3 protein-coding genes are annotated in these 3509 nt (G+C 51.2%); all 3 read right to left on the bottom strand.

The genetic code is table 11. The features are described 5' to 3' along the window. Positions 1 to 1613 (bottom strand): TRAP transporter large permease (locus WH96_RS20760; RefSeq protein WP_047766162.1); only part of this gene is annotated, 1613 nt, incomplete at its 3' end. 2 nt (positions 1614 to 1615) lie between these two features. Beyond that, complete coding sequence (locus tag WH96_RS20755; protein WP_047766161.1) at positions 1616 to 2170, bottom strand: TRAP transporter small permease subunit; 555 nt, start codon at positions 2168 to 2170, stop codon at positions 1616 to 1618. 236 nt (positions 2171 to 2406) lie between these two features. Further along, a partial coding sequence (locus WH96_RS20750; protein WP_342667264.1) for a TRAP transporter substrate-binding protein occupies positions 2407 to 3509 on the bottom strand: 1103 nt, incomplete at its 5' end.

The following is a 3509-nucleotide window of genomic DNA, read 5'->3' as shown; positions in this document are numbered from 1 at the left end:
ACTTTTGGCAACCATGTCGCCAGTTCGGGAAAGATCGCTAGAATTAGCAGGGCGATAATCTGGATAAAGACAAAGGGAATAACACCCTTGTAGATCTGCATGGTCGTGACTTCCTTTGGTGCTACGCCTCTGAGATAAAAGAGCGCAAAGCCAAAAGGTGGGGTCAGAAAAGAGGTCTGCAGGTTCATCGCCATCATCACACCGAGCCATACCGGACTGATATCACTCATCAGCAGGATCGGGGCAACAATCGGCACGACGACAAAGGTAATCTCGATGAAGTCCAGGAAAAAGCCGAGCACAAACATCACCAGCATGACGATTACGAGCGCACCATAGGTGCCCCCGGGCATGTGGCTGAGGAATTCATGCACCATATCGTCACCACCAAGTCCTCTAAAGACCAGCGAGAATACAGAGGCTCCGATCAGGATCACAAAAACCATCGACGAGATTTCCATGGTCGAGCGCATGATCGGGCGCAGGATATTGGTGCGCCAGACACGGCCAAGAGATACGAGTATCCCCCAGAAGAGACCAATAGATGCAATGCCCGCAGCAATAATGGCGATCATATCTACTGTCGGTATTTCATTTCTTGCAACCCGCAGATCAAAGAAAGAAATCAACACCAACATAAAGAGCAGGCAGAGCGTTGCGATGATAGTCGGACGCCGACTGCCAAAGTCCATAAAATCGAACGGTGAGGTACGGTCTGCGTTATCCAGAAGTCCCAGTTCCTGTGTCCGCATACCTGCAAGCAAGAGCGAGCCAATAGCGCCCACAGCTGCGGCTTCTGTCGGGGTTGCAATTCCGCTGAGGATGGAACCGAGAACCGAGACGATCAGTGCTACTGGTGGTACCAATGCATGGAGGATCTTGTTCAGGAAAGCACCGGGTTCGATGTGGTTTTCATCCCGCGGGATCGGCGGAGAGCTTTCCGGACGGATGATGGCCACAATCATCTGATAGGCGATGTACATGCCCACCAGCATTAAACCCGGGATCAAAGCGCCGGCAAAGAGATCACCAACCGATACAGGATCCGGTGACCAATTGCCGATGGCACGTTGGGCGTCGGAATAGGCATTGGAGATCTGATCACCGAGAATAACCAGTACGATGGATGGTGGAATGATCTGCCCCAACGTTCCTGCTGCACAGATAGAGCCACAGGCGAGGGAAGGATCATACCCCCGGCGCAACATGGTTGGCAGAGAGAGCAGTCCCATAGTGACAACAGTGGCGCCAACAATCCCGGTTGACGCGGCAAGCAAGGCCCCGACGATGGTCACGGAAATACCGAGGCCACCACGTACAGAGCCAAAGAGTTGTCCCATGGTCTCGAGTAACTCCTCCGCAACCTTGGACTTTTCAAGCATGACACCCATAAAAACAAAGAGCGGCACGGCAATGAGGATCTCATTGGTCATGGCGTTACCATAAATACGCGATGGCAGCGCCCCGAAGAAAGACAGATCAAAGACGCCTGTGGCATAGCCAATCAGAGCAAAGGCAATGGCAACACCCGCGAGGGTAAAGGCCACGGGAAAGCCTGCCATAAGAAAGAAACAGGCAGCAGCAAACATCAGAAGGTCAAGAGTTTCAGCCATTATTATATTACTCCCGGGCCGTCGTGGTGCCCGTCTTCTGGGACTTTGTGTTCAACGCCTTTGATAATGGCGAGTGAGTGAATGGCCATGGAAATACCTTGGAGTGCCATCAAAACGCAAAAAGCAATGATAGAGCTTTTGAGAACATAAACAGCAGGGATGCCACTGGTTTCTTTGGATGATTCCAGAATGGACCAGGAATTTGCCACATAAGGCCACCCATAAACCATGATCAGGACCAGAACCGGAAGCAAGAAGAAGATCACGCCGAAGAAGTCCACAAAGGCTTGCTTGCGTTCACTGGCTGCCCCGTAAAAAATATCCACCCGGACATGCCCGCCGTGCAACAGGGTGTACCCTGCGCCAAGCATAAAGAGGAAACCATGCATATAGATAATTGATTCCTGCATGAAAATGGAACCAATCCCGAAAACGTATCGCAACAGAACCACGGCGAACTGAACGAGAACCATAAAGAGGGCCAGCCAGGAAACAGTCCGGCCCACGCGTTCGTTCAAAGCATCGATGGTCTTTGCGAGGGAAAGAAACCCTGCCACAGTAGTCTCCCTATCAATCTATTATCATAGTCTTTTTAATTTACTTTTACTCTTTTAACTTCCTCTTACTCTGGGCGCGGCGAACGACGTGAAATCGTCTTACACGAAGGATGCTGCAACCCATAATACAACAGGGGAGAAAGAGTTAAGTAAAATGACTACTCTTATTATTTATCCAAAAAGAGGCCAGCAGGGGCTGGCCTCTTTCATCTCGGTTATCACTGAGTACTCAATGACTAGATCTTCAGTGCCGCGCCACGTGCAGCTGTATAGTCGGACTCGGACAGTTGGGTCCAACGGGAAACCTTACGACGGAACTCGATATAGCTGTCGTAGATTTCTTTGGAGATATCATCTGTCTGGCCAACTTCTTTCACAACTTCTTCAGACTTGGCACCCAAGGCATCCATGATGTCCTGCGTGAAAGTACGAAGCTCGACGTTGTGCTTGTTCAACAGTACGTCCAGTGAGTCACCGTTTTTGGCATTGTACTCTGACAGCATCACGTTGTTTTCAGCGGCACAGGCAGACTGGATCAGAGCCTGCTCATCCGGGGCAAAGCTTTCCCAAACATCCTTGTTCATGCCGCAAGCAAGGCCTGAACCCGGCTCGTGGAAACCTGGCTGATAGTAGTATTTGGTTACTTTGTAGAAACCAAAGGCCAGATCGTTCCAGGGGCCAACCCACTCAGTCGCATCAATCGCACCTGATTCGAGTGACGGGAAGATCTCGCCACCCGGTAGCGTAACAGCCGCTGCACCAATACGGCGCAGAACTTCACCACCCAGACCAGGCATACGGATTTTAAGACCTTTGAAATCTTCCAGTGTGTTGATTTCTTTATTGAACCAGCCACCCATCTGCACACCGGTGTTACCGGCCATGAAAGATTTCAGGTTGTACTGTGCGGAAAGCTTGTCCCACAGTTCCTGACCACCGCCGTAGTGAACCCAGGCGTCGAGTTCGTTGGCGGTAAAGCCGAAAGGAACCGCAGTGAAGAAGTTAAAGGCTTTGTGTTTACCCTGCCAGTAGTATTCGGCGGCGTGGTACATATCCGCTGTGCCGTTAGAAACAGCATCAAAGGATTCAAAAGGGGGTACCAATTCACCCGCAGCATAAAGCTTAACGTTCAGCTTGCCGCCGGAAGCAGCGGTGATCCGATCAGCAACACGCTGGGCACCGGTACCAAGGCCGGGGAAGTTCTTTGGCCAGGTCGTTACCATCTTTAGGTCGCGTTTGCCCTGTGCAATCGCTGGTGCACTCAGTGTTGCTGCTGCCGCACCTGCTGCTACGCCCGTAGCTGCACCCGTTAAAAACTTTCTACGATTCATTAAAATTG

The organism is Kiloniella spongiae (genome assembly GCF_001026905.1).
In the GTDB taxonomy this organism is placed as follows: domain Bacteria; phylum Pseudomonadota; class Alphaproteobacteria; order Kiloniellales; family Kiloniellaceae; genus Kiloniella; species Kiloniella spongiae.
This window is presented reverse-complemented; position numbering and strand designations above follow the sequence as displayed.